This window comes from Pseudomonas sp. Con_6 (assembly GCF_059379395.1).
In genome coordinates, this window is sequence record NZ_CM182011.1 from 405262 (window position 1) to 422958 (window position 17697).

17 protein-coding genes are annotated in these 17697 nt (G+C 64.9%); 9 read left to right on the top strand and 8 right to left on the bottom strand.

Translation table 11 applies throughout. The annotated features are described in order from the left end of the window. Positions 1-7 precede the first annotated feature (7 nt). On the top strand, positions 8-1126 hold the full coding sequence (locus AC5QPF_RS01840) for a TIGR03364 family FAD-dependent oxidoreductase (RefSeq protein ID WP_494961767.1): 1119 nt from the start codon (positions 8-10) through the stop codon (positions 1124-1126). 55 nt (positions 1127-1181) lie between these two features. Here AC5QPF_RS01840 and AC5QPF_RS01845 read toward each other — a convergent pair whose 3' ends face one another. Together AC5QPF_RS01845 and AC5QPF_RS01850 are read right to left on the bottom strand one after the other, a co-directional pair. After that, positions 1182-2546 carry a DUF3482 domain-containing protein gene (locus AC5QPF_RS01845; RefSeq protein ID WP_494961768.1) on the bottom strand — a complete coding sequence of 455 codons (1365 nt, stop codon included), beginning with the start codon at positions 2544-2546 and terminating at the stop codon, positions 1182-1184. After that, the gene (locus tag AC5QPF_RS01850; protein WP_494961769.1) at positions 2539-3918 is read right to left on the bottom strand and encodes a DUF2868 domain-containing protein; all 1380 of its coding nucleotides are present in this window, start codon (positions 3916-3918) and stop codon (positions 2539-2541) included. The genes AC5QPF_RS01845 and AC5QPF_RS01850 overlap by 8 nt, the downstream gene beginning before the upstream one ends. 66 nt (positions 3919-3984) lie before the next feature. Between AC5QPF_RS01850 and AC5QPF_RS01855 the strand changes: the two genes are divergently transcribed. Continuing rightward, positions 3985-4503 (top strand): dihydrofolate reductase, encoded by a 519-nt coding sequence (locus AC5QPF_RS01855; RefSeq protein ID WP_494961770.1) that lies wholly within the window; start codon positions 3985-3987, stop codon positions 4501-4503. Between the two features lie 40 nt (positions 4504-4543). Here the strand turns inward: AC5QPF_RS01855 and AC5QPF_RS01860 are convergent, their stop codons facing one another. Beyond that, on the bottom strand, positions 4544-5932 hold the full coding sequence (locus AC5QPF_RS01860; protein WP_494961771.1) for a cation:dicarboxylate symporter family transporter: 1389 nt from the start codon (positions 5930-5932) through the stop codon (positions 4544-4546). Between the two features lie 243 nt (positions 5933-6175). Here AC5QPF_RS01860 and AC5QPF_RS01865 point away from each other — a divergent pair, with 243 nt between their 5' ends. The 3 genes from AC5QPF_RS01865 to AC5QPF_RS01875 all read left to right on the top strand — a co-directional run bounded on the left by AC5QPF_RS01865 (position 6176) and on the right by AC5QPF_RS01875 (position 7872). Further along, positions 6176-7231 carry an HAD family hydrolase gene (locus AC5QPF_RS01865; protein ID WP_494961772.1) on the top strand — a complete coding sequence of 352 codons (1056 nt, stop codon included), beginning with the start codon at positions 6176-6178 and terminating at the stop codon, positions 7229-7231. Positions 7232-7471: 240 nt separating this feature from the next. Continuing rightward, complete coding sequence (locus AC5QPF_RS01870) at positions 7472-7630, top strand: hypothetical protein (RefSeq protein ID WP_494961773.1); 159 nt, start codon at positions 7472-7474, stop codon at positions 7628-7630. Between the two features lie 20 nt (positions 7631-7650). Next, on the top strand, positions 7651-7872 hold the full coding sequence (locus AC5QPF_RS01875) for a hypothetical protein (RefSeq protein ID WP_494961774.1): 222 nt from the start codon (positions 7651-7653) through the stop codon (positions 7870-7872). A 689-nt stretch (positions 7873-8561) separates the two neighbouring features. On the opposite strand, the gene ilvD is transcribed toward AC5QPF_RS01875, so the two are convergent. Then, on the bottom strand, positions 8562-10403 hold the full coding sequence (ilvD, locus tag AC5QPF_RS01880) for a dihydroxy-acid dehydratase (protein WP_494961775.1): 1842 nt from the start codon (positions 10401-10403) through the stop codon (positions 8562-8564). Positions 10404-10713: 310 nt separating this feature from the next. Between ilvD and AC5QPF_RS01885 the strand changes: the two genes are divergently transcribed. Beyond that, a complete protein-coding gene (locus tag AC5QPF_RS01885; RefSeq protein WP_494961776.1) occupies positions 10714-11196 on the top strand; it encodes a DUF2867 domain-containing protein in 483 nt (160 codons plus the stop codon). 244 nt (positions 11197-11440) lie between these two features. Next, positions 11441-11842 (top strand): type II toxin-antitoxin system HicB family antitoxin, encoded by a 402-nt coding sequence (locus tag AC5QPF_RS01890; RefSeq protein WP_494961777.1) that lies wholly within the window; start codon positions 11441-11443, stop codon positions 11840-11842. A gap of 141 nt (positions 11843-11983) precedes the next feature. On the opposite strand, the gene AC5QPF_RS01895 is transcribed toward AC5QPF_RS01890, so the two are convergent. After that, entirely contained in the window at positions 11984-13180 is a 1197-nt protein-coding gene (locus AC5QPF_RS01895; RefSeq protein ID WP_494961778.1) for a class I SAM-dependent methyltransferase, read from the bottom strand. Between the two features lie 142 nt (positions 13181-13322). On the opposite strand from AC5QPF_RS01895, the gene AC5QPF_RS01900 reads away from it, so the two are divergent. Both AC5QPF_RS01900 and mutM read left to right on the top strand, forming a co-directional pair. Further along, positions 13323-14189 (top strand): HDOD domain-containing protein, encoded by an 867-nt coding sequence (locus AC5QPF_RS01900; protein ID WP_494961779.1) that lies wholly within the window; start codon positions 13323-13325, stop codon positions 14187-14189. 3 nt (positions 14190-14192) lie between these two features. Continuing rightward, a complete protein-coding gene (gene mutM, locus AC5QPF_RS01905; RefSeq protein ID WP_494961780.1) occupies positions 14193-15005 on the top strand; it encodes a bifunctional DNA-formamidopyrimidine glycosylase/DNA-(apurinic or apyrimidinic site) lyase in 813 nt (270 codons plus the stop codon). A gap of 71 nt (positions 15006-15076) precedes the next feature. Here the strand turns inward: mutM and ggt are convergent, their stop codons facing one another. The 3 genes from ggt to coaD all read right to left on the bottom strand — a co-directional run bounded on the left by ggt (position 15077) and on the right by coaD (position 17604). Next, positions 15077-16762: a gamma-glutamyltransferase gene (gene ggt, locus AC5QPF_RS01910; RefSeq protein ID WP_494961781.1), complete on the bottom strand. Its 1686-nt coding sequence runs from the start codon at positions 16760-16762 to the stop codon at positions 15077-15079. Next, complete coding sequence (locus AC5QPF_RS01915) at positions 16762-17013, bottom strand: YfhL family 4Fe-4S dicluster ferredoxin (protein ID WP_011531711.1); 252 nt, start codon at positions 17011-17013, stop codon at positions 16762-16764. The genes ggt and AC5QPF_RS01915 overlap by 1 nt, the downstream gene beginning before the upstream one ends. A gap of 111 nt (positions 17014-17124) precedes the next feature. Continuing rightward, positions 17125-17604: a pantetheine-phosphate adenylyltransferase gene (gene coaD, locus AC5QPF_RS01920; RefSeq protein WP_494961782.1), complete on the bottom strand. Its 480-nt coding sequence runs from the start codon at positions 17602-17604 to the stop codon at positions 17125-17127. Positions 17605-17697: the final 93 nt, after the last annotated feature.

Here is a 17697-nt window from a genome sequence, read left to right on the forward strand (position 1 = left end):
ATCTGAAATGACCGATTTTCTCATCGTCGGCGCCGGCATCCTCGGCCTTTCCCATGCCTATGCCGCCGCCCGGCGCGGCCTGCGGGTCAAGGTCTTCGAGCGCAGCGCCACCCCGCTCGGTGCCTCGGTACGCAACTTCGGCCAGGCCCTGGTCAGCGGCCAGCCGCCTGGCCAGATGCTCGACCTGGCCCGTGCCAGCCGCCCGCTGTGGGCGCACTGGGCGCAAGCCGCGGGTTTCTCCATCAAGCGCAACGGCTCGCTGCTGCTGGCTCGCACCGAGCAGGAGCGCGACCTGCTGGACGCCTTCTGCACCCGTCGCGCCGTTGAACACGGCTACCCCGTCCGCCTGCTCGAAGGCGACGATCTGCGCGGCCTGTACAACGGCCGTTTCAGCCATCACCGCGCCGCCCTGCACGGCCTCGACGACCAGCAGGTGTTCTCCCGTGAAGCCCTGCCCAGCCTGATCGACTGGCTGCGCGAGGCCATGGGTGTCGAGTTCCATTTCTCCACCCTGGTCCGTGGCATCGAGCCCGGGTACCTGGACACCACCCAGGGCCGTTTCAGCGGCCGGCAGATCGTGGTCTGCTCCGGGCACGACTACCAGACCCTGCTGGCCGAACCGATCGCCGCGTTGCAACCGCAGGTCTGCCGCCTGCAGATGCTTCGTGCCCGCCCGCGTTTCGAGCTGGACCTGCAGCACGCCCTGCTCACCGGCCTGAGCTGCCTGCACTACGGCGCCTATGCCGACCTGCCGGAAGCCCAGGCCCTGCGCGAGCGGGTCGAGGCCCACAGCCCGCACCTGCTGGAGCATGGCATTCACCTGCTGATCAGCCCGACGCCGTATGGCGAGCTGATCATCGGCGACTCCCACGCCTACGGCAGCGATGCCTCGCCGTTCAATGCCGAGCAGGTGGACGACTGGATGATCGAACTGGCCGAGCAGACCCTGGGCGGGCGTATCGAGATCGTCGAACGCTGGCAGGGCGTGTATGGCTCGGGTGGCCCGGGGCCGTTCTCGCTGCTGCCGGTGGCGCCGGGGATCAGTGCCGCGCTGATGCACACGGGGGTTGGCATGAGCGTCGGTCCGGCGCTGGCCGAGCGGCATGTGGCGCAACTGCTGGAATAGCGCAGCCCCTTGTGGGAGCGGGTGAACCCGCTCCCACAAGGTCCGCGTTCTGCTTTCAGATCTCGGGCAGCAGGTGTTCGATCTGCTCCAGCCTTTCAGCCTGGCTCAACCTCGCCCCCGGATTCAGTGAAGACCACTGCGGATGCGCCCTTGCCTTGCTCAGCGCCGCCGGCAGCTTGCCCTCGCGCCAGGCCTGGTCCGGCGGATTCTCCAGCCTGATCCGCCCCATCGCCGCATGCCCCCGTACCTCCAGCGCCTGCAGCAACTGCCGCTGCCGCACCGCCAGCAAGCGCAGCACCGCATCATCCACGGTCAGCTCCTGCTGCCCCTTCAACTTGCCCATCAAGCGCGAGCCATAACCACGCGCCGTTTGCAGGGCCCCCCCGGCAATGGCCCCGGCAATCGCCGCGACACCCAAGGTCAAGCCACCGACCATCAGGTCGATCCCGGCTCCCGCCGCCGCCCCGGCCATGGCCCCGCCACCCAGGCGAATACCCAGCAGCTTCAGGGTTTCCGGATTGAACAGATCATCCCCCCAACGCCCATCCAGCAACGGCAGATCCCCGGCATTGGCATCCTCGCGCCGAAACGCATACAGCTTGAGCAACGCCTCGACACAACGCTGCTCACGCTGGCGAATCGCATCGCGCAGTTCGGCGATGGCCTTGGCTTCTTCCTCCGGCTTCGCCACCACGCTGCGCCGGCACGCCGCGCAATCCACCAGCAACTCGGCGATCAGGCGCTTGCCGCTGTGCTGGCGCACCTGGCGCTGCGCCTGCTGGTCATCGATCAGCCGCTGCAAGGCCGGTCGGGCATTCTCCAGCATCAACTGGAGGCTTTCGTACAACCGCCGCTCGCCATCTTCCGTCGGCGCGACGCTGTCGAAGCGGACCAGCGCATGCAGGCCGAGACGAGCCAGGGCTTCGCGCCAGTCCGGCTCGCGGTGGTCGCTGCTGGCGACGAAGTTGAGCACCGGCAGCAGCGGCTTGCCGCAACCGGCGAGGACTTCCAGCTCATCGCGATACTTGGCCAGCACCGGCTCGCGGGCGTCGATCACGTAGAGTCCGGCGTCGCTGGCCATCAACTGGCGGACCACCTTGGCTTCCTGCTCGAAACGCTGGCGTGCCTCGCTGCTCTGCAGGAAGCGCTCGAGCCGCGCCGGGCCATCGAGCCGCTCGCCCGGTCGTTCCAGGCGTTCAAGGTAGTCGAGCAGGGCGATGGCATCTTCCAGCCCCGGCGTGTCGTACAGCTCCAGCAACGGCTGGCCGTCCACCGACAGCCGCGCGCCCTCGACATGGCGGGTGGTGCTGGGGCGATGGGACACCTCGCCAAAGCCGACATCCCGGGTCAGGGTGCGCAGCAGCGAGGTCTTGCCGACATTGGTGTGGCCGACCACGGCCAGTTTCAGGGCGTCAGTCATGGCCGTGCTCCAGCCAGTGGATCGGCGAGGTATCGGCGTAGGGCAGGGCCAACTGCTCCAGGGCCTGGTGCCAGTCGCCGAGGCGTTCGGCATCCAGCGCCTGGCCGGGTGGCGGCAGCATCAGCCAGATGCGCGTTGCGGCGGCGCTGCGGGCCAGTTCGGCGAGCAGGGCAAGGCTGCCGCGATCCGGCGAGCGCCGTGGGTCGCAAGCGATGGCCAGGCGAGCGGGGGGGAAATGACTCAACTGGTCCAGCAGGCGGCGGCGTGATTCACGACTGTCGAGCACGCCGGCGTCGGTCACCGTCGCCGGTAATGCGGGTGGCCAGGGGCGCTGATCGTCCAGTTCCAGGCCCACCAGCAAGGCGCCTTCGTGCTGCACATCGTCCTGCCCGCGCTGGATCTGCGGCAGTTGTTCCGGCGCGGCATCGTTGACCCCGAGGCGTTCGCTGCTCGGCATCAAGGCTTCGCGCAGGCCGCTGTAGCCGGGCAGCTTGAGGTCCAGTGCCAGTTGCGCGCGACCCCGGCGCCAGCGCCACAGGCACAGCGCTCCCAGCAGCAGGCGCGGGAGGATGCCGTAGACCACCAGCACGCCCAGCAACCATCCGGCCCAGGCCTGGCGGCTGAGATCCAGTGCCGGCAGGGTGTCGCCGCTGGCGCGGATCATCGCCACGTCCGGGGTGCTGAAACCGAGCAGGGACGGTAGGGCGCCGAGGGCCTGTGTCAGGCCAACGAAGGTGTCGGGCTGGAGCAGGGTGGTTTCCCAGACGAAGCCGTAGCGGCGGGTCGACAGCAGCATCAGCAGCAGGACCAGCGCCGTGCTCAGCGCCAGCAGCCAGAGGCCGTGGACCAGGGTGCCGAGCAGCCAGCGGGTCAGGCGCTGGCGTTGCAGCAGGACCAGCAAGGCGGGCGCGAGGTGCACGCTTTTCGCGTCGCGGGCGAATTTCTCGCTGAGCCACAACCACAGCCGGCCGAGGCTGGCCCCGTGATCGCCGGCCAGGACCAGTCCGGCGGCCCAGCCCAGCAGCAACAGCAGGTCGAGCCCGAGCAGGCTGCCCAGGGCCCAGAACACGTTGACCGGGCGCAGCCCATCGCCGAGGGCGGCGAAGGCCAGGCCGGCGCCGCTGACCACGGCCAGCACCAGCAACACCAGCAGGGCCAGGCGTGCACCGCGCTTGTAGTGGTCGAGGGCCTGGCGCAGGCCGTCGCGTTCGGCCAGCCACAGGGCGCGGTGTTCGAGGCGTTGCGCAAGGTCGCCACCCTGCTGGCGGGCGCGGCGGTTGGCTTCCTGGTCGTCCAGGGGCCCGGTGTGTTCTTCACGCAGGCGTACCGCTTCGGTCAGCCAGCGCTTGTCCAGGTCGGTCAATCCAGTCACGTACAGCTTCCTTGAACCAATCACCGGGGAAGCATAACCCAGGCGTCCTTTGCTATCCTCGCCGCCATGAAAACATCACGCCCCCTCAGCCTGATCGCGGCCCTCGCCGAGAACCGCGTCATCGGCATCGACAACCGCATGCCCTGGCACCTGCCGGGAGACTTCAAGTATTTCAAGGCCACCACCCTGGGCAAGCCGATCATCATGGGTCGCAAGACCTGGGACTCGCTCGGCCGGCCGCTGCCGGGACGGCTGAACCTGGTGGTCAGCCGCCAGGCCGGGCTGCAGCTGGAGGGCGCCGAGGTGTTCGCTTCGCTGGAGGACGCCATGGTGCGTGCCGAGCAGTGGGCCGCCGAGAAAGGCGTGGACGAGCTGATGCTGATTGGCGGCGCGCAGCTGTATGGGCAGGCTCTGGCGAGCGGCTTGGCGGATCGCCTGTACCTGACCCGAGTGGAGATGAGCCCGCAAGGGGATGCCTGGTTCCCTGAGGTGGACGAGGCAGTCTGGCAGAAGGTATCGAGTGAGCCGGGGCCGGTGGAGGAAGGGAAGCCGGGGTATCACTTCGAGGTGTGGGAAAGGATCTGAGACTTTTGGGGCCTGTTCAGGCCCCAATCGCTGGCAAGCTTTAAGAGTGACTCAACTGCACCTGCTCATCCCCAGCCAGCACTGCCTTGTCGGTCTGCCCGAGCAACTGGCTGGTAATGGTCCCGGCGGTCATCGACCCACTGACATTCAACGCCGTGCGCCCCATGTCGATCAGCGGCTCCACCGAGATCAGCAGCGCCACCAGTTCCACCGGCAAACCCATCGCCGGCAGCACGATCAGCGCGGCGAAGGTCGCGCCACCACCGACCCCGGCCACGCCGGCCGAACTCAGGGTCACCACTGCCACCAGCGTGGCGATCCACAGCGGATCCAGCGGATCTATCCCCACCACTGGCGCCACCATCACCGCCAGCATCGCCGGATACAGCCCGGCACAACCGTTCTGCCCGATGGTCGCGCCGAACGACGCGGCAAAGCTGGCGATCGCCTGCGGCACGCCCAGGCGGCGGGTCTGCGCCTCGATGCTCAGTGGGATGCTGGCGGCGCTGGAGCGGCTGGTGAAGGCGAAGGTCAGCACCGGCCAGACCTTGCGCAGGAAGCGCAGCGGGTTGACCCCGGCCAGGCCCAGCAGCACGCCATGCACGCCGAACATCAGCGCCAGGCCGATATAGGACACCACCACGAAGCTGCCCAGCTTGATGATGTCGTCGAGGTTGGAGCTGGCGACCACCTTGGTCATCAGCGCCAGCACGCCGTACGGGGTGAGCTTCATCACCAGACGCACCAGGCGGGTCACCCAGGCTTGCAGGGTGTCGATGGCGGCCAGGGCGCGGTTGCCCTTCTCGGCATCATCCTTGAGCAGTTGCAGGGCGGCGACGCCGAGGAAGGCGGCGAAGATCACTACGCTGATGATCGAAGTCGGCTTGGCCCGCGCCAGGTCGCCCACCGGGTTGCTCGGCAGGAACGAAAGCAGCAGTTGCGGGATGTTCAGGTCGGCGACCTTGCCCGCGTAATCGCTCTGGAGGGTGGCCATCCGCGCGGTTTCCTGAACGCCGGCCACCAGCCCTTCGGCGCTGAGGCCGAACAGGTTGGTGAGGGCGATGCCGATCAGCGCCGCGATGGCGGTGGTGAACAGCAGGGTGCCGATGGTCAGCACGCTGATCCGGCCCAGGGACGAGGCGTTATGCAGACGGGCCACGGCGGACAGGATCGAGACGAAGATCAGCGGCATGACGATCATCTGCAACAGTTGCACATAGCCGACGCCGACCAGGTCCAGCCAGCCGATGGTGGCCTTGAGTACCGGGTGGCCGGCGCCGTAGATCGCATGCAGCGCAGTGCCGAACAGCACGCCGAGGATCAGGCCGAGCAGCACCTTCTTCGCCAGGCTCCAGCTCGGATTGGTTTTCGCCAGGCCCAGCAGCAATGCCAGGAACACCAGCAGGTTGAGAAATAGCGGCAGGTTCATTGAAGCTCCAGTAAAAACGACGCAACCGCCGATAAACGGCGGTTGCTGAAACGAAAATGCTAACAGCATGAAAACAAACGAATTTATATCGTTATGGAATTAATGGTGTCGTTTCTGGAATAAACGCCAGTCGCTTTCAGGCAAGTGCCTGCCGCTCGGGCCATTGTCGGGGTCGTTGTCAGAGCGTAAGGCAGGGGCCGGAGTGCTTAGGGTTGGTCGGTCATCTTTTCTGGAGAACCGCACATGAAGTTCGCTCCGAAGATCCTCGCCACCGGCCTGGCCTTCCTGCTCGCCGGCCAGGCGCTGGCGGTCGAGCTGAAACACTGGCCGGAGTCGGCCGCCAAGCAGCTTGATGCCATGATCGCCGCCAATGCCCATAAGGGTAACTACGCGGTGTTCGACATGGACAACACCAGCTACCGCTTCGATCTCGAAGAATCGCTGCTGCCGTTCATGGAAAACAAGGGCGTGCTGACCCGCGACAAGCTCGACCCGTCGCTCAAGCTGATCCCGTTCAAGGACACGGCCGAACACAAGGAGAGCCTGTTCAGCTACTACTACCGCCTCTGCGAAATCGACGACATGGTCTGCTACCCCTGGGTGGCGCAGGTGTTTTCCGGCTTTACGCTCAAGGAGCTCAAGGGCTACGTCGACGAACTGATGGCCTCGGGCAAGCCGGTGCCGAGCACCTATTTCGAGGGTGACCAGGTCAAGAACATCGAGGTGCAGCCGCCCAAGGTGTTCACCGGGCAGACCGAGCTGTACAACAAGCTTATGGAGAACGGCATCGAGGTCTACGTGATGACCGCGGCTTCGGAAGAGCTGGTGCGCATGGTCGCCTCCGATCCCAAGTACGGCTATAACGTCAAGCCGCAGAACGTCATCGGCGTCAGCCCGCTGCTCAAGGACCGCACCAGCGGCGCCCTGACCACCGCGCGCAAGCAGATCAGCGCCGGGCACTATGATCCTGCGGCCAATATGGGCCTGGAGCTGACCCCGTACCTGTGGACCCCGGCGACCTGGATGGCCGGCAAGCAGGCGGCCATCCTCACCTATATCGATGAATGGAAGAAGCCGGTACTGGTGGGCGGGGACACGCCGAACAGCGACGGTTACATGCTGTTCCACAGCGTCGATGTGGCCAAGGGGGGCGTGCACCTGTGGATAAACCGCAAGGCCAAGTACATGGACCAGATCAATGGGATGATGGCCAAGCATGCGGCGGCGCAGGCCAGGGAAGGATTGCCGGTGACGGCGGACAAGAACTGGGTGGTGGTGACGCCGGAGGAAATCCAGTAAGGGCTTGCGGAGCTGGCAATACAAAACCTGTGGGGGCGGTGAACCCGCCCCCACGGGCAACACAAAGCGATATCAATTGCGAATCGATCTTATCTCCTGCTAGCCTGCGCACCTCTAAGAGCCCCGCCAACTACGGCACCTGGTCGACCTCGCACCAGTACGGGGACCAAGATCGCCGCCACCGACGCGCTGTTCTACAAGCTGACCCCGGAGCTGTCGGCCTATGCCAGCTACACCAAGGTGTTCAAGCCGCAGACGGATGTCGATGCCGGCGGCAACGTCATCAAGCCGCGTGAAGGCGAGCAGTACGAACTGGGGCTCAAGCGCGAGTTCTTCGACGGTCGTCTGAACGGCAGCGAGGCGATGTCCGCATCTACGATGAAAACCGTGCAGAGCTGATCTCCGGCGGGGTGCGGGCGGTGAGTGCCACCTACTACCGGCGCAACCGGGACTTCGAGCAGGGTGGCTATGCGATCGCTTCGGCGCAGATCGGCTACAAGGTGAACAAGAACGTCTCGGTGAAGCTGACCGGCAACAACCTGTTCGACTGCACGTACTACGAGCGGGTGGATAGCCCGTGGGGCTCGAACTTCTATGGTGAGCCGCGCAACTTCACCTTCACCGTGCGGGCCAGTTACTAGAAAGTCAGACGTTACGCGTACCCCGTGGGCGGGTTCACCCGCGATTGTGGAGTGAACCCACCATCGTTATCGCGGGTAAACCCGCTCCCACAGGTCCGCGCAACGCCCCATAAAAAAAGGTTCATCACGGAATACCGGGAAGCTTTGGGTTTAGTGGCGGTATCGGTATCGCGAGCTTATCCATTGCGGGCGGCGAAGCCACCGGCCCCTTCCGCCTCTACCTTCGAAAACAAGATCGGCATCGGTAGCCCAACATAACAAGACGCCGCGCTCTTGCTTTTGCTGTTATGTGCGCGAAGGTTCAGGCGCCGCAAATTGCGACCTCAGCCGGCCGAGTGGAGGTGTCTTGCGGGGGCAGGTGCGCAGCACCCTTCGGCGAAGCCGAAGCGCGAGGTGAAGACTTGCGAAGCAAGTCGTAGACCGCGGGCCCACGCAAGGCGCCGGAAGGAGGGGACCCGAAGCGAAGCGCAGGGCCGGCTGTGGGAGCGGGCGGTTTTCGTCCATTTTGCCGCAACAAAATGGACCCGCCGTAAAGGCGGAAGGGGCCGGTGGCGTCACCGCCCGCAATGGATAAGCTCGCGACACCGACACCGACACCGAACATTCAACCCCCAAGTTTCCCGATATACCGTGAAGAGCCTAAAAAAACCGGCGCTCAAGGCGCCGGTTTTTCAGTGCTCATCGACCACTCACAGCCCGTCAAGCAGTGCCTTGTTGCGCACAGCACCCTTGTCGGCACTGGTCGCCAGCAGGGCATAGGCCTTCAGCGCGGTGGTCACCTTGCGTGGACGCTGCTCCATCGGTTTCCAGCCCTTCTGGTCCTGCACGATACGACGCGCCGCCAGCTCTTCATCGCTGACCAGCAGGTTGATCGCACGGTTCGGGATGTCGATCAGCACCTTGTCGCCGTCCTGCACCAGGCCGATGGCGCCGCCCGCAGCCGCTTCCGGCGAGGCGTGGCCGATGGACAGGCCCGAGGTACCGCCGGAGAAGCGACCGTCGGTGAGCAGGGCGCAGGCCTTGCCCAGGCCCTTGGACTTCAGGTACGAGGTCGGGTACAGCATTTCCTGCATGCCCGGGCCGCCTTTCGGACCTTCGTAGCGAATGATGACGATGTCGCCTTCCTTCACTTCGTCGGCGAGGATGCCGCGCACGGCGCTGTCCTGGCTTTCGAAGATCTTCGCGTTGCCTTCGAAGACGTGGATCGACTCGTCCACGCCAGCGGTCTTCACCACGCAGCCGTCGAGGGCGATGTTGCCGTACAGCACGGCCAGGCCGCCTTCCTGCGAGTAGGCGTGCTCGACGCTGCGGATGCAGCCGTTTTCACGGTCGTCGTCCAGGGTGTCCCAGCGGGTCGACTGGCTGAAGGCGGTCTGGGTCGGGATACCGGCCGGGCCTGCCTTGAAGAAGTGGTGCACCGCCGGGTCGTCGGTCTGGGTGATGTCCCACTTGGCGATGGCTTCTTCCAGGCTCGGCGAGTGCACGGTCGGCACGTCGGTGTGCAGCAGGCCGCCACGGGCCAGCGAACCGAGGATGCTGATGATGCCGCCGGCGCGATGGACGTCTTCCATGTGGTACTTCTGGATGTTCGGCGCCACCTTGCACAGCTGCGGCACCTTGCGCGACAGGCGATCGATGTCGCGCAGGTCGAAGGCCAGCTCGGCTTCCTGGGCTGCGGCCAGCAGGTGCAGGATGGTGTTGGTGGAACCGCCCATGGCGATGTCCAGGGTCATGGCGTTCTCGAACGCCTTGAAGCTGGCGATGCTGCGCGGCAGGACGCTGGCGTCGTTGTCGCCGTAGTAGCGCTTGCACAGCTCGACGATGGTGCGGCCGGCGGTGAGGAACAGTTGCTCACGGTCGGAGTGCGTGGCCAGGGTCGAACCGTTGCCCGGCAGGGACAGGCCCAGGGCTTCGGTCAGGCAGTTCATGGAGTTGGCGGTGAACATGCCGGAGCAGGAACCGCAGGTCGGGCACGCGCTGCGCTCGTACTCGGCGACCTTCTCGTCGCTGGCGGTGGAGTCGGCGGCGATGACCATGGCGTCGACCAGGTCCAGACCGTGGCTGGCCAGCTTGGTCTTGCCCGCTTCCATCGGGCCGCCGGAAACGAAGATCACCGGGATGTTCAGGCGCAGGGCGGCCATCAGCATGCCGGGAGTGATCTTGTCGCAGTTGGAGATGCAGACGATGGCGTCGGCGCAGTGGGCGTTGACCATGTACTCCACGGAGTCGGCGATGATCTCCCGGCTCGGCAGCGAATAGAGCATGCCGTCGTGGCCCATGGCGATGCCGTCATCCACCGCGATGGTGTTGAATTCCTTGGCCACGCCACCGGCGCGCTCGACCTCGCGGGCAACCAGCTGGCCCAGGTCCTTCAGGTGCACGTGGCCCGGGACGAACTGGGTGAAGGAGTTGGCGATGGCGATGATCGGCTTCTTGAAATCCTCGTCCTTCATGCCGGTGGCGCGCCACAGCGCGCGGGCACCGGCCATGTTGCGGCCGTGGGTGGACGTTTTGGAACGGTAATCAGGCATGAAGCACTCCTGGCGGCTAATCAGGTGACAAAAAGGGGAGTGAGCTTCTCTTGTCCTTGGTACCGCAAGGCAGGTGGCCGCTGGTACGGATGAGGCCGCAGACGCCACGGGATCGCCGCGCGCTCGGCCAGAGCTCATAAACCCGCCGGGGGATGACTGGCGATGAATAGGCCGATTCTACACCGCTGGCGGGCTTAGGGAATGGCGCAATGGATGGTCGGCGGGATTTGTCATCGGGCTCGCTTTCCACGGGCTAGAGCGTTACCGTGGCGTCCTTCTTCGAATGATGGCCTTTTTTCACGGAGGAAATATGGTCCACCCTGCCGATGTTCCTGCCAGCAGCGTGCTGCGCATGCTCTCTACCACGGCGTGGTTCTTCGACTGTTTCGCCCGCCGGGTCACCCCGGAACAGGGCCTCACGGCACTGGATGCCTACCGGCGCATGAGTCGTGCCGTGCCGAAATGGATCAACCAGGCGTTGTGGCTGCGTGACCTCATGGTCCGCCCGTTCGGGCTCAAGCCGGTGGCCGGTTTCAACCTGCGGGAACAGAAGACTGCGCGGGTGGGCGACCAGCTGGATTTCTTCCAGGTGGCCGCGGTGACCGACAAGGAGCTGATCCTGACGATCAAGGACAGTCACCTGGATGTAATGATCTCGGTGCATCTGGACCCGAACAACCAGCTCAGCCTGACGTCCATCGTCGAGCCGCATAACCTGCTGGGGCGGGTGTACATGCGCCTGATCCTGCCGCTGCATCGGCGGGTGGTGAAGTCGATGCTGGGTGGTCTGTAACGCGCCTGTTCAGATGTACACCGACCCTGTGGGAGCTGGCTTGCCAGCGATGACTTTGGTGAATTCACTATCGCAATCGCTGGCAAGCCAGCTCCCACAGGGTCCGCGTCGCACTCTCGGTCAATCGTCCTCCCTGAATTAGTGCCAGCACCTTAAAAGATAACTCCAGTCACATCTTTTCCGGGGTTCTCCCGGGGATCGGGGATAAGGTCGACTCCTTCGCATCAGAAGCCAGGAGCCGACCATGCAATATCCAATCTGCATCGAATGGGGCGACGAAAACACCGCCACCGGAATCCAGATCCCCGACATCCCCGGAGCGGTCACCGCTGGCGACACCTTCGAGGAGGCCTACGCTGCCGCAATCGAAGTCGCTCACATCATGCTCGAAGAGATTGCCGGCAATGGTGAGCCCATCCCCATGCCCACCAGAACCGCCGTTCACCGGAGCAATCCTGACTTCGCCGGAATGGGCTGGGGAATGCTGGAAATCGATATCACTCCTTATCTGGGCAAGACCGAGAAGGTCAATGTCACCTTGCCAGGCTTTGTGATCCAACGGATTGACCGTTATGTCCGCGATCACAATGTGAAGAGTCGTTCATCCTTCCTTGCCGATGCGGCGATGGAAAAGCTGGGGCGCTAGAAGCAGTGCTCCGGCAGCGGCGAGAATCAGGAAACCAGCGCCCAGACTTGCGGGTAATTACGGAACGGCCAAGCGCCCCCGCCGCCAGCCCCAAACAAAAAATCCCGGCAACCAGGCCGGGATTTTTCATTCAAGCGCCTATCAGCTGTTCGGCAACAACCGGCAGATGATGCTCTTGATATACCGCGTCTCCGGAATCGCCGGGTGTACCGGGTGGTCCGGGCCCTGGCCGCCGCGTTCCAGCAACTGGATATTGCGGTCCAGGTGACGCGCGCTGGTCAGCAGGATGTTCTGCAGGTCGTCTTCCGGCAGGTGCATCGAGCAGGACGCACTGACCAGGATGCCGTCCTTGCTCAGCAGGCGCATGGCCTGTTCGTTCAGGCGGCGGTAGGCGCCTTCGCCGTTCTTCAGGTCCTTCTTGCGCTTGATGAAGGCGGGCGGGTCGGCGACGATCACGTCGAAGCGCTCTTCGGCGGCCTTCAGTTCACGCAGGGCGGCGAACACATCGCCTTCGATGCAGGTGACCTTCTCGGCAAAGCCGTTCAGCGTGGCATTACGCTCCACGCCATCCAGGGCGAAGCCCGAGGCGTCCACGCAGAACACTTCGCTGGCGCCAAAGGCACCGGCCTGCACGCCCCAGCCACCGATGTAGCTGAACAGGTCGAGCACGCGCTTGCCCTTGACGTACGGCGCCAGGCGCGCGCGGTTCATACGGTGGTCGTAGAACCAGCCGGTCTTCTGGCCTTCCATCACCGGCGCTTCGAACTTCACGCCGTTCTCTTCCAGCGCGACCCACTCCGGCACTTCGCCGTAGACGGTCTCGACGTAGCGCTCCAGGCCCTCGGCATCACGCGCCGACGAGTCGTTCTTGAACAGGATGCCGCTGGGCTTGAGCACCTGGATCAGGGCCGCGAGGACGTCGTCACGCTGGCGCTCCATGGTTGGCGAAGCGATCTGCACCACCAGAATGTCGCCGAAACGGTCGACCACCAGGCCCGGCAGCAGGTCGGAATCGCCGTAGACCAGGCGGTAGAACGGCTTGTCGAACAGGCGCTCGCGCAGCGACAGGGCAACGTTCAGGCGATGCACCAGCAGCGACTTGTCCAGCGACAGCTTGATGTCGCGGGACAGCAGGCGGGCGCAGATCAGGTTGTTCGGGCTCAGGGCGACGATGCCCAGGGGCTTGCCGCCAGCCGCTTCGAGGATCGCCTGGTCACCGGCCTTGAAACCGTGCAGCGGAGTGGCGGCGACGTCGATCTCGTTGCTGTAGACCCACAGGTGGCCCGCGCGCAGGCGGCGGTCGGCATTGGCTTTGAGACGAAGAGTGGGCAGGGACATGACGTCGCTCCGGAAAAAAGAGCGGGAGTATACCGTGCCGGCCAGCCCGGGCGCCCGTCGCCGCGACAAATTGCATGGCGACTGGCCGTCACTCGACCGATCGATCAGGTTAGAATCGCCCGTCAGCCCCGAGTGTGAACTTATGATCCCGGAACTCACCGCCGAACAGATCCAGCAAGCCTTGCAAGGCATCAGCGTACCGCCACAGCCGCAGATCATGGTCGACCTGCAGATGGAGCAGTACATGCCCGATCCTGACCTGGAGACGATCGCCAAGCTGATCTCCCAGGACCCGGGCCTGGCCGGCGCGCTGCTGAAGATCGTCAATTCGGCGCATTACGGGCTTACCAACAAGATCGCCTCGATCCAGCGCGCGGTGAACCTGCTCGGCAGCCGCTCGATCATCAACCTGATCAACGCCCAGTCGATCAAGGGCGAGATGAGCGACGAGACCATCGTTACCCTCAATCGCTTCTGGGACACCGCCCAGGACGTGGCGATGACCTGCCTGACCCTGGCCAAGCGCATCGGCTCGCAGGCGGTGGACGAAGCCTATGCCCTGGGGCTGTTCCACGATTGTGGCGTGCCGCTGATGCTCAAGCGCTTCCCCGACTACATGAGCGTGCTGGAAGACGCCTACGCCAGCGCCGGCGAGCGCCAGCGCGTGGTGGACACCGAGAACCAGGTGTTCAACACCAACCATGCGGTGGTCGGCTACTACACCGCGCGCTCGTGGCGCCTGCCGGAGCATGTCAGCAACGCCATCGCCAACCACCACAACGCCTTGGCCGTGTTCAGCGATGACTCGCCGCGCAACGCGCAACTGAAGAACCTGCTGGCGATCCTGAAGATGGCCGAGCACATCTGTGCCTCGCACCGGGTGCTGGGCAATACCGGCGTCGACCACGAATGGAATACCGTCGGGCACCTGGTGCTGGACTATATCGGCCTGTCGGAATACGACTTCGACAACCTCAAGCAAACCATCCAGGAACTCGGTAGCCACTGATCCATGCCTGAATTACCCGAAGTCGAAACCACCCGCCGCGGCATCGCTCCGTATATCGAAGGCCAGCGCGTCAGCCGCGTGATCGTCCGTGACCGGCGCCTGCGCTGGCCGATTCCCGAAGACCTCGACGTGCGCCTGTCCGGGCAGCGTTTCGTCTCGGTGGAGCGGCGGGCCAAGTACCTGCTGTTGAATGCCGAGGTGGGGACGTTGATCAGCCACCTGGGGATGTCCGGCAACCTGCGGCTGGTGGAAGTCGGGCTGCCGGCGGAGAAACACGAGCATGTGGATATCGAGCTGGAGTCCGGCCTGGCGCTGCGTTACACCGATCCACGGCGCTTCGGCGCGATGCTCTGGAGCCATGCGCCACTGGAACACGAGCTGCTGGTAAAGCTCGGGCCGGAGCCGCTGACCGACCTGTTCGATGGCGAGCGCCTGTTCCAGCTGTCCCGCGGGCGGTCGATGGCGGTGAAGCCGTTCATCATGGACAACGCGGTGGTGGTGGGCGTGGGCAATATCTATGCAACCGAGGCACTGTTCGCGGCGGGGATTGATCCGCGTCGGGAGGCCGGGAGCATTTCGCGGGCGCGGTATCTGCGGTTGACCATCGAGATCAAGCGGATCCTGGCGGCGGCGATCGAGCGGGGTGGCACCACCTTGCGTGACTTTATCGGTGGGGATGGGCAGCCGGGGTATTTCCAGCAGGAGCTGTTCGTCTATGGGCGGGCGGGTGAGCCGTGCAAGGTCTGTGCTTCGACGTTGCGGGAAGTTAAGCTGGGGCAGCGGGCCAGTGTGTTTTGTCCGCGGTGCCAGAAGTAGGATTTTGTGCGGGATTTGATGGCCTCATCGCTGGCTTGCCAGCGATAGGGCCAGTAAGAACACCCAGAAAATCAGGGCTTCAGCACCTCTGAACTACCAACACCTCGGGGATCACTGGCCGACTCCAGTCGCCCATTCTGCTTGTCCCAGAACAGCACCTGCTGGTTGCCATAGCTGCGGCCCACATCCTTCAGGCTGTACCCCCGCGCCTGCAAGGCCTCCAGCTCGGAGGCACTGAACGCCCCCGGTTCATGTTCCACCACGTCCGGCAAATACTGGTGGTGATACCGCGGCACCGCCGGCCAGCTACTCACCGGCCGCCCATCCAGATATTCCAGCATCGACAGCAGCACCATGCTCGGAATCCGGCTGCCCCCCGGCGTACCGAAGGCGGCGAACTCTGCAGGGCTCTCGATAAAACTCGGACTCATGCTCGACAACGGCCGCTTGCCCGCCGCCACGGCATTGGCCTCACTGCCCGCCAGCCCATAGCTGTTGCTGCCCTGCGGATCGGCCGCGAAATCATCCATTTCATTGTTCAGCACCACACCCGTCCCGGGCGCAGTAAAGGCTGCGCCGAACGGCAGGTTGACCGACAGCGTCGCCGCCACGGCATTGCCCTGGGCATCGATCACCGCGAAATGGGTGGTGTGATCGCCCTCGCGCCAGGCCGGTGATGGCGGCAGGCTGCTGCTGGGCGTGGCGTCACGCACGTCGATACTGTCGACGAGCTGGACCAGATGCTGGCGCGCCAGCAATTGCGGCACCGGGTTGGCCACATGGTCCGGATCCCCGAGCAGACCGCGATCGCGATAGGCACGCCGCAACACTTCCAGCACGTAGTGGGTGCGCTGCACCTTGTCCGCGCTCTGCCACGGCAGGCGCTGCAGCATCGCCAGGCTCTGGGCGATGGCCACACCACCGGCAGACGGCGGCGGTGCGCTGATCAGTTCGCGCTGGCCGGCGAGGGTATAGCGCAGCGGCTCGCGGTTCACGGTGCGGTAGTCGGCGAGGTCGCTGGCGCTCCAGATACCGCCGGCTGCCTTGACCTCGGTTACCAGCTTCAGCGCCACCGGCCCCCGGTAGAAACCATCACGCCCCTGGTCTGCCAGGCGTTGCAGGGTCGCCGCCAGCTCCGGCTGGCGAATCACCTTGCCCAGCGCCGGCACTTCACCCTGGTCGAGGAACAGCCGTGCGCTTTCCGCGTCGTCGCGCAGGGCGGTCTGGCGCATCGTGGCGCGGTCACGGTAGATGCGATCAACGGCAAAACCCTGGTTGGCCAGGCGGATCGCCGGGGCCAGGGTGTTCTTCAGCGGCAACTTGCCGTAGCGCGCGGCCAGTTCGTCCAGCGCCGCCGGCAGGCCGGGAATCGCCGCGGCCAGCGGACCGTTGATCGACAGGCCCGGCTGGATCTTGCCGTCCTTCAGGTACATGTCCGCCGTGGCCCGGGCGGGCGCGCGTTCGCGGGCATCGAGGAAGTGATAGGCGGTCGGCGTGCCGGGCTGGCGCAGGAGGAAGAACCCGCCACCACCCAGCCCCGAGCCATAGGGCTCGACCACCGCCAGGGCAGCGCTCACGGCAATGGCCGCATCGAAGGCGTTGCCGCCTTGCTGGAGGATTTCCCGCGCCGCAGCGGTCGCGTCGGGGTGGGGTGTCGCCACCGCCGCGCGCCCCGGGCCATCGGCCAGGGCGGCGACGCTGCACAGCGCAAGGCTTGCGCCGAGGAACAGGTTGCGAAGCGCGCTGGCGCCGCTCATCAGGCCTTGCCGGTGATACGGCGGTACTTGGCCATCAGCTCGTCTTCGGTTTCCGGGTGCGCTTCATCCAGCGGGATGCAGTCGACCGGGCAGACCTGCTGGCACTGCGGTTCGTCATAGTGGCCAACGCACTGGGTGCACAGGTTCGGGTCGATCACGTAGATCTCTTCGCCCTGGGAGATGGCGGCGTTCGGGCACTCGGGTTCGCAGACGTCGCAGTTGATGCAATCGTCGGTGATGATCAGGGACATGGGGACTCCGGCCAGGGTCGTCGGCCCGGGCAATTGAAAACCAATGGGCGCAATTGTGCCGTATTAGCGCCCGTTGTGCACGCGGGCGCCGGTTTTCCTGGCCAGATGAGATTACTTCTTGAAACGCTCGGTCAGCGCGTCGGCCACTGCCGGATGCACGAACTTGGTGATATCGCCGCCCAGCGCCGCGATTTCGCGGACCAGCGTCGAGGAGATGAATGAATAACGTTCCGACGGGGTAAGGAACAGGCTTTCGACGTCGGGCGCCAGTTGCCGGTTCATGTTCGCCAGCTGGAACTCGTACTCGAAGTCCGAGACCGCGCGCAGGCCGCGCAGGAACACATTGGCCTGCTGCTCCTTGGCGAAGTGTGCCAGCAGCGACGAGAAGCCGATGACTTCGACGTTGGGCAGGTGTTTGGTGACCTCGCGCGCCAGTTCCACCCGTTGTTCCAGGGGGAACAGCGGATTCTTCTTGGGGCTGGCGGCGACCGCGATGATCACGTGGTCGAACAGACGCGAGGCGCGTTCGACCAGATCGCCATGGCCCTTGGTAATAGGGTCGAAAGTACCCGGGTACAACACTCGGTTCATCGCGTCGTCCTGGCAGGAGTGCGTTAGGGACTCGGATGGTAGCGCAGCCGATGCGCTCGGGCCAAGTCGCCATCATCGGGCAAAGGCACTATG

Coding starts and splice junctions, on each gene's coding strand:
- mutM (WP_494961780.1), top strand. CDS start 14,193: ATGCCTGAATTACCCGAAGTCGAAACCACCCGCCGCGGCATCGCTCCG.
- AC5QPF_RS01890 (WP_494961777.1), top strand. CDS start 11,441: ATGCAATATCCAATCTGCATCGAATGGGGCGACGAAAACACCGCCACC.
- AC5QPF_RS01860 (WP_494961771.1), bottom strand. CDS start 5,932: ATGAACCTGCCGCTATTTCTCAACCTGCTGGTGTTCCTGGCATTGCTG.
- AC5QPF_RS01840 (WP_494961767.1), top strand. CDS start 8: ATGACCGATTTTCTCATCGTCGGCGCCGGCATCCTCGGCCTTTCCCAT.
- AC5QPF_RS01855 (WP_494961770.1), top strand. CDS start 3,985: ATGAAAACATCACGCCCCCTCAGCCTGATCGCGGCCCTCGCCGAGAAC.
- AC5QPF_RS01895 (WP_494961778.1), bottom strand. CDS start 13,180: ATGTCCCTGCCCACTCTTCGTCTCAAAGCCAATGCCGACCGCCGCCTG.
- ggt (WP_494961781.1), bottom strand. CDS start 16,762: ATGAGCGGCGCCAGCGCGCTTCGCAACCTGTTCCTCGGCGCAAGCCTT.
- AC5QPF_RS01885 (WP_494961776.1), top strand. CDS start 10,714: ATGGTCCACCCTGCCGATGTTCCTGCCAGCAGCGTGCTGCGCATGCTC.
- coaD (WP_494961782.1), bottom strand. CDS start 17,604: ATGAACCGAGTGTTGTACCCGGGTACTTTCGACCCTATTACCAAGGGC.
- AC5QPF_RS01915 (WP_011531711.1), bottom strand. CDS start 17,013: ATGTCCCTGATCATCACCGACGATTGCATCAACTGCGACGTCTGCGAA.
- AC5QPF_RS01900 (WP_494961779.1), top strand. CDS start 13,323: ATGATCCCGGAACTCACCGCCGAACAGATCCAGCAAGCCTTGCAAGGC.
- AC5QPF_RS01865 (WP_494961772.1), top strand. CDS start 6,176: ATGAAGTTCGCTCCGAAGATCCTCGCCACCGGCCTGGCCTTCCTGCTC.
- ilvD (WP_494961775.1), bottom strand. CDS start 10,403: ATGCCTGATTACCGTTCCAAAACGTCCACCCACGGCCGCAACATGGCC.
- AC5QPF_RS01845 (WP_494961768.1), bottom strand. CDS start 2,546: ATGACTGACGCCCTGAAACTGGCCGTGGTCGGCCACACCAATGTCGGC.